This is a genomic window from Streptomyces sp. NPDC056480 (assembly GCF_042795405.1).
GTDB lineage: Bacteria > Actinomycetota > Actinomycetes > Streptomycetales > Streptomycetaceae > Streptomyces.
The window spans coordinates 40,728-47,398 of the sequence record NZ_JBHTSA010000039.1 but is presented as its reverse complement, the minus strand read 5'-3'; the positions used below and the strand labels follow the sequence as shown (position 1 = coordinate 47,398).

The window sequence follows — 6,671 nt, the reverse complement described above, 5'->3', positions numbered from 1 at the left end:
GGGGGTGGTGCCGGGGGGGGGGGGGGGGGGGGGGGGCGGGGGGGGTGCCCGGGGGGGGGGGGGGGGGGGGGGGCGGGGGGGGGGCCACGCCCCTGCCCCGACGGCCTCTCTCTCCTGGAGGAACGAGAAGGCCGTAGCACAAGTCTAGCATCTCTTTTGGTTCGACCAAAGATATGGAGAGCTCCGGATGCGTCAATTCCGTTGTGAGGACGGCGGATTGACGCATCCACGCCATGGCGAGTCCACGCAGAGGCGGGCTATGGATTCGATTCGAGGGCCGGGACAGAATGGAGATGTCTTCAGGGAACGCCCGGCGGCACGGGCCCCCGGAAGGCGGAATTCACATTCCAAGTCCTGGAGGAATCATGTCCGTTGCGCAGAACACCGGAATCCGCAAGACCGTCCGTCAGCTCCTGGTCGCGGTGGCCGCCTGTACCGCCGTCGCGGGCGGCGCCACCTTCGCCGTCGGCTCCGACATCGACCACCCGGTCACCCCGCAGACCGTCGCCGGCGTCGCCGAGGACAACGGCTGGCCGGTCGTTCCGCCGAAGCCGACCCCGACCAACTGACGCCACCCCCCGCGCATTTCGCCGGACGAATTCTCGCGCCGCCGGGCCCCGCAATCGCTGCCACGATTGCGGGGCCCCGGCAATTCCCGCGACCCCCCGCCAATTCCCCTGTCGAGAAGGTCAGTCCAGCCAGCCGAGCCGCACCGCACGCGCCCCCGCCTCGAAACGGCTCGTCGCGCCCAGCTCCTGCATCAGCTCCGAGATCATCCGGCTCACCGTCCGCAGCGACACCCCGAGCGTGCGCGCGATCCGCTCGTCCTTCATCCCCGAGGCGAGCATGTGCAGCGCCGCCCGCTGCTGCTCCGAGAGGCCGTCGCCCCCCGCCTCCGCCGTCGCCTCGTTCCCGTACGGCGTCGCCGTGTGCCAGCAGTGCTCGTACAGGCTCAGATACGGCCGCACGAGCGCACTGCCCCGCGCCAGGATCGCGCCCTCGCCCGGCTCCTCGGGCCGGATCGGCACCAGGGCGAACTGCTGGTCGGCGATGATCAGGTTCATCGGGACGACGGGGGCCAGACGGATCTCCACGCCCAGCTCCGCCCGCTGCCCCAGGAACTTCTCCATCTGCGGGTCCGTGGCCTCCTGCCGGCCGTAGATGGCCCGCACCCGCACCCCGTTGGCGATCTGCCGCCGGTCACGGTCGAGCATCCTGTCCGGGTTCTGCCGCCCCGGCGTCCCCGGGTGCAGCGCCGCCGAACTCTCCTGCATCACATCGGTGATGTCCTCGATGGCCTGCTGGATCCTGCGGTAGTCGGTCAGCGCCTCGACGTGCGCCTCCGCCTTCGTCAGCGCCTCGGCCCGCAGATAGGAACCCGCGAGGATCTCCAGCGTGCTGTACGCCTCGTCCGCCTCCGCCAGGTGCTCCCGCAGCCGCTCACGCTCCCGCTCCAGGAGCCGGAGCAGCGCGATCTCCGGATCGATCGCCGCCACCGTGTCCGTCTCGGACCGCCAGCTGCCGTCCCGCACGGCCGCGACGGTGGCGTGCGCCTGGCCCGTCGGAACGATCAGGCCCAGGGTGAGGAGTTCGCCACGACATCGCTCGTACTCCTCCGGCGCGAGCCCGAGTTCCCTGCGGACCTCCTCGAAGTCCGAGACGCCCCGACGGCGCAGCTCCTGGTACACGGCAAGCAGGACCTCGGTCGTGCCGTCCCCGATGCCGTCGCCCGCAGTGACCATGGCGAAGTGACCCCCTCATCCTCCGAGTCGCCCCGCCCTCACCTTGTCATACGGCTCGGCGGGAGTCCGTCCTGCTATGCCCGTACCCGTACCTGCACCTACCGTCGCGCACCGGAACTCCTCGTACTAGGCCCCCTGTTCGGAGCCCTCGCCGTCGAGCAGGCCGAGCCGCGCCGCCTTCACCCCGGCCTCGAAGCGGCTCGCCGCGCCCAGTTCCTGCATGACCTCCGAGAGCAGCCGGCTGACGGTCCGGAGCGACACCCCGAGACTCCGCGCGATCTGCTCGTCCTTGATGCCCGAGGCCAGCATGTGCAGCGCGGCCCGCTGCTGGTCGGACAGTCCGTCGCCGTCACCGCCGCTCCCGCCGGGCTCCTCGCCGTACCGGGAGGCCGCCTGCCAGCAGTACTCGTACAGGGCGAGGTAGGAGCGGACGAGGCCGGGGCCGCGGGCCAGGATGGTGGGCGAGTCCGGGTCGTGCGGGTCCGTCGGCAGCAGGGCGAAGTTCTCGTCGGCGAGGACCATGTTCATCGGGACGACGGGGGAGAGCCGCAGTTCGACGCCGAGCGCGGCCCGGTCGGCCAGGTGCTGGGTCATCTCGGGCACGGTGCCGACCCGCCGGCTGTACATGGCGCGGACCCGCACCCCGCGGGCGGCCCGGCAGCGGTCCCGGTCCAGCTCGGCGGCCATGTCCTCGCGGCGTACGGACCCGGTGTGCATGACGTGGACGGCGGTACGGACGGACTCGGTGAGCTCGGTCAGCTCGCGCAGCACCCGCTGCGGGTCGGTGACGATCTCGACCTCGACCTCGGAGCGGGGCGTGGCCCCGGCGCGCAGGAACGGTCCGGCGAGGGATTCGAGGGCGGTGTGCGCGCGGCTGGTCGCGGCGAGGCGCTCCTGGAGCCGGTCACGCTCCCGGCGGAGCAGCCGCAGCAGGGCGACGTCGGGGTCGACGACGGTCCGGTCGCCGGAACGGTCCGAGGCGGTGAGCCCTAAGGAGGCGAGTTCCTCGCGACATCGCTCCCGCTCCTCGGCGGAGAGCTGGAGGCCGTCCGCGACCTGGTCGAAGGTGGTACCGGGGCGGGTGCGGAGCTCCTGGTAGACGGCGAGAGCCTGCTCGCTGCCCGCGCGGGACACGGCGGCGTTTCTGGACACGGCGCAGCAGACTCCCCTCGGATCCACGCGGATCCTGTTGAATCGCCCCGCTAGACCCTGCCACAAAATCGAACGACACGCACGGAGTTGACCGCCGACGCGAGTCCGCCGACCTGCCGTCGCCGTGCGCCCGGCTGCGGCTCAGGCGGCGGGGTCGCCCGCCCGGCAGTCGGGGCACAGACCCTTGAAGACGACCTCCGCGTCGTCCACGCGCCACTCCGGAAGAGAGCCCTCGGGCGCCGCGGGCGCGGCCGCCGCGACGTTCTCCACGCGGCCGCACACCGTGCACAGCGCGTGCTGGTGCGCGGGACCCGAGATCTCGAAGACCGCCGGAAGGCCGGGCCGGTCGAACTTGCTGACCAGGCCCGTCTCCTGGAAGTGCCGCAGCATCTCGTACACGGCCTGGCTGGTCAGCGTGCCGAGCCGCTCGCGGGCGGCGCCGGTGATCGCCTCGACGTCGAGATGGCCGCCGGCGGCGAGCACCGTGAGCACCTCCAGGCGCGGGCCCGTGACCCGCAGCCCGACGTCGCGCAGGCGCTGGATCACCGCCTCGCGGCCCGTCAGCTCTTCCACGACTGCCATCTTCTCCGCCCGCCCGCCCGCCATCTGGTCGGCTCAAACTTTTGTGGGCATCGTACCTCTTGCTCGTCAACCCAGTCAGGGCTCTTCGTCCGTCCGCCGGTCCGTTCAGTCGTCCGTCCGGCACACCAGCAGGACGGACTCGGTCCGCTCGTCGATCCGGTGCCGCCGGCGGCCCTCGATGTGCAGGCCCGCCGAGTGCAGTTCCGCCGCGAGCCGCTCGGGGTCGACGATCCACTTGTCGGTGGTCAGCACGACCCGCTCGGTGGACAGCTTCCCGGTCCTCGCCGCGTAGTACGTGATCCGCTCGCTCATCGACGGCAGGTCGAAGACCTGCCGGGCCACCACCCACTCGTCGATGCCGTCGAAGCGGGGCACCTGGAACGCCCAGGTCCGCCGCGGTTCCGCGATGAGCCCCGGCAGCTGGTGCGCCGTGTAGTCGAGGGCGAGCGCCCCGCCCGTCTGCAGATGGGACGCCACCTCCCGCAGCAGCGCGGGCCGCCGTGCCGGGGGCACGGCGGTGACCATGGCGCCCGCGAGCAGCGCGAGCCGGTAGCTGCCGTCGAGCCGCAGCTCCGCGAGGTCCGTCCGGTGGGTGGCGACGAGCCCGGCCACCTGCGGACCGATCCGGCGGGCCCAGCCGTCGAGGCGCTCGAGGGCCGAGGCGTCCCGGTCCACGGCTTCCACGGCGAAGCCGTGCCGGGCGAACGGGACGGCGAGCCGCCCGGCGCCGGAGCCGAGGTCCAGAACGGGTCCGCCGGTGGAGCGGGCGAGGCTGAGGTACCGGATGATGTCCGCGCTGTGCGGGCCGAGCAGGGCGTCGTGCAGCCAGACGGAGTTCTCGTCGGCGGGGGAGACGGATTCGAGTCCGGGCAGGGTGTCCGAGGTGACCCGGACCCCGGCGCCGGGGGCGGGTTCCGGCTCCCGGCCGTATCGGGACGGCAGGACCGGAGCGAACGCTGCGGGCACGACGGGCAGGGAAGTGCCGCTCGGTGTGTGCATCGCTCCTCCAGGGGCTCGCTCGGTCCATGCCGTCCGGACGAGGTACCCGTGCCGCCGGGGCCCGCGTCGCTGGACCCATCCTGACCTGGGGGAGGAACCCCGATCCACCGGATCGGGCTGCGTGAACACGCGATGGCGTGGATCTGCCACGCCCGGGAGTGCGGCCGTCGCTACAGCGTTCTGCTCCACCGCCGCGCGGAGAGGGCGGCGAAGCCCACGTGGGTGTAGAAGGGCAGCGCCGGGTCCGCCTCCGCGGGGAGTTCCACCCGCTGGTCCCGTGCCCCGAAGTTCCGCATCCGGTCCGTGGCCGCCGCCAGCAGGGCCGTACCCACACCCCGGCGGCGGGAGCCGGACGCCACCGCGAGGGCGTACACCTCGCCCTCGCCCGGCACCGGGACGCCGCCCGCGGCGACACCGACGACCGCGCCCTCCGTATCGGTCGCGACCAGCCAGCCGAGCCAGCCGGGCGCGCCCCCGGGAATTTCAATTTCCGCGCGTATGCGGGGGAGTGCGCATTGTGCGGAGATCAGTCGCCGCATCGGGATTTCGTCCAGGATTCCCGCGTAGCTGCTCCGAATGACGTCGGCGAGCAGCCTGGATATCGTCGTCGCATCGCCGGCCGCGGCCGTCCGAACGCCAGCCAGCTGCATCGGTTTTGTACCCTTCGACGTGCCGAGCCCGAGCCCCAACATACCCACAATAGCGGGGAATTCAGTTGTTCGTGACCGATGCGAAATCTACGAATTCGCTTAGTAAATAGCGCGGTTCGGCAGGTCGGGCGTACTGATCGGACGTACGGAAGCGAGTCGATTAACCGGGGAAGGAACAGCAGGCGACGATCAAGGGCGTCATCGCGAGACCCGCGGCCGCGATGGTCATCAGGCCGCGCAGGACGGGATGTCCGGCGCTGTGCGGGGTGAGGATGCGCCGCATCCGCAGCGCCGCCGAAGGGCCGCCCGCCGCGAACGCGGACCGCGGCGCCCGCCCCGACGCGAGTGCGTACAGGGCCGTGGCCAGCGCGTCCCGCGTGCACCGGCGCAACGCCCGGTCGTCCGCGGCCATTTCGAGCAGCAGCGGTACGGAGCCCTCCCCGTGCCTGGCGAGCGGAAGGCGCGAGAACACGGCGGCGAAGGCCTCCGCGGCGGCGACGAGGAGATGGTGCCGCCCGGCGATGTGGGCCCGCTCGTGCGCGAGCGCCGCCGCGAGCTGCGCGGGGGTGAGGGCTTCCACCGCGCCGGAGGAGACGACGACCCGGCGCGAGCGGCCCGGCAGGCAGTACACGGCGGGGCGTTCGTCGTCGAGGACGGTGGCCCGCAGCGCGGGGTCGTACCGTCCGACGAGCCGCAGCACCCCCGCGTGCCGCACCCGCACCCGGCGGGCCCTGACCAGCCGGCGGACGAACGCGGCGGCGGGCATCGAGAGCACCGCGAGGGAGAGCGCGAAGGCGAACCGCTGACGCCCGTCGAGGCCCAGGAGCTGCTCGACCGTCGGCGGTTCGAACGCGAACATCATGTCCGCGAGGCGGTGGCTGCTGGCGCTCGACAGGACCAGCTGGGCCGGCAGCAGGGCGGTCGCGGCGGCGAAGGCGGCGCCGCACGCGGCCCACACGCCGAGCGCGAGCCGGGGCGCCTGCTGGGCCCAGCGCGCCCGGACGAGCAGCCAGGGGACGAGGAAACCGGTGAGGACGACGAGGCCGAGCGGGACGAGGACGTGATGGTTCACGTTCACGCGCCGCTCCCGCCGCCGAGGTGCGGGTCGTGGTCCCCGCGGGCGGCGCGGAGGGCCGCGTCGAGGGCGTCCATGTCCTCGTCCGAGATGACCTCGACGAACCGGAGGAGGGCGGCGGGGCGGTCCTGGCTGTCACCGAGGGCGTCCCGCATCAGGCCCGCGGTGTACTCCTCGCGGCTGCGGACGGGCTCGTACAGCCAGGCCCGGCCGGCCTTCTCGCGGCGGAGCCAGCCCTTGCGGTGCAGGATGTCCGCGACGGTCATGACGGTCGTGTAGGCGACCCGCCGGCCGCGGTTGATGTCGTCGACGATCTCGCGGACCGTGGCGGGCCGCTGCCAGGCCCACAGTCGGTCCATGATCTCGGCCTCCAGCTCTCCCAGCCGGCGCACGTGCATCCCCTCCCCCTACGGGCGGCTCATCGTACGGGCCGGTCCCCTCGCTCAGGTATACCCCCCAGGGGTACGCTGG

Annotated in this window: 8 protein-coding genes; 1 reads left to right on the top strand and 7 read right to left on the bottom strand. The window is 72.7% G+C overall.

Annotated features, from left to right (window positions below; all coding sequences use genetic code 11):
• The first annotated feature begins 365 nt into the window (after positions 1–365).
• Entirely contained in the window at positions 366–569 is a 204-nt protein-coding gene (locus ACFQ79_RS19215; protein ID WP_383584918.1) for a hypothetical protein, read from the top strand.
• Positions 570–689: 120 nt separating this feature from the next.
• Here the strand turns inward: ACFQ79_RS19215 and ACFQ79_RS19210 are convergent, their stop codons facing one another.
• From ACFQ79_RS19210 to ACFQ79_RS19180, 7 genes are all read right to left on the bottom strand, one after another.
• Complete coding sequence (locus tag ACFQ79_RS19210; RefSeq protein WP_383584916.1) at positions 690–1,742, bottom strand: LuxR C-terminal-related transcriptional regulator; 1,053 nt, start codon at positions 1,740–1,742, stop codon at positions 690–692.
• Positions 1,743–1,868: 126 nt separating this feature from the next.
• A complete protein-coding gene (locus ACFQ79_RS19205; protein WP_383584914.1) occupies positions 1,869–2,894 on the bottom strand; it encodes a LuxR C-terminal-related transcriptional regulator in 1,026 nt (341 codons plus the stop codon).
• Between the two features lie 141 nt (positions 2,895–3,035).
• The gene (locus ACFQ79_RS19200; RefSeq protein ID WP_383584912.1) at positions 3,036–3,476 is read right to left on the bottom strand and encodes a Fur family transcriptional regulator; all 441 of its coding nucleotides are present in this window, start codon (positions 3,474–3,476) and stop codon (positions 3,036–3,038) included.
• Between the two features lie 105 nt (positions 3,477–3,581).
• On the bottom strand, positions 3,582–4,442 hold the full coding sequence (locus ACFQ79_RS19195) for an SAM-dependent methyltransferase (RefSeq protein WP_383584910.1): 861 nt from the start codon (positions 4,440–4,442) through the stop codon (positions 3,582–3,584).
• Between the two features lie 203 nt (positions 4,443–4,645).
• Positions 4,646–5,125, bottom strand: coding sequence for a GNAT family N-acetyltransferase (locus ACFQ79_RS19190; protein WP_383584908.1), 480 nt, complete (start codon positions 5,123–5,125; stop codon positions 4,646–4,648).
• 160 nt (positions 5,126–5,285) lie between these two features.
• The gene (locus ACFQ79_RS19185; RefSeq protein WP_383584906.1) at positions 5,286–6,203 is read right to left on the bottom strand and encodes a M56 family metallopeptidase; all 918 of its coding nucleotides are present in this window, start codon (positions 6,201–6,203) and stop codon (positions 5,286–5,288) included.
• A complete protein-coding gene (locus ACFQ79_RS19180) occupies positions 6,200–6,592 on the bottom strand; it encodes a BlaI/MecI/CopY family transcriptional regulator (protein ID WP_055598815.1) in 393 nt (130 codons plus the stop codon). Before ACFQ79_RS19180 ends, ACFQ79_RS19185 begins: the two co-directional genes overlap by 4 nt.
• Positions 6,593–6,671 lie beyond the last annotated feature (79 nt).

Bases quoted from the DNA above. Each gene is read 5' to 3' on its own strand.
- ACFQ79_RS19210 (WP_383584916.1), bottom strand. From the start codon at position 1,742: ATGGTCACTGCGGGCGACGGCATCGGGGACGGCACGACCGAGGTCCTG.
- ACFQ79_RS19190 (WP_383584908.1), bottom strand. From the start codon at position 5,125: ATGCAGCTGGCTGGCGTTCGGACGGCCGCGGCCGGCGATGCGACGACG.
- ACFQ79_RS19200 (WP_383584912.1), bottom strand. From the start codon at position 3,476: ATGGCAGTCGTGGAAGAGCTGACGGGCCGCGAGGCGGTGATCCAGCGC.
- ACFQ79_RS19215 (WP_383584918.1), top strand. From the start codon at position 366: ATGTCCGTTGCGCAGAACACCGGAATCCGCAAGACCGTCCGTCAGCTC.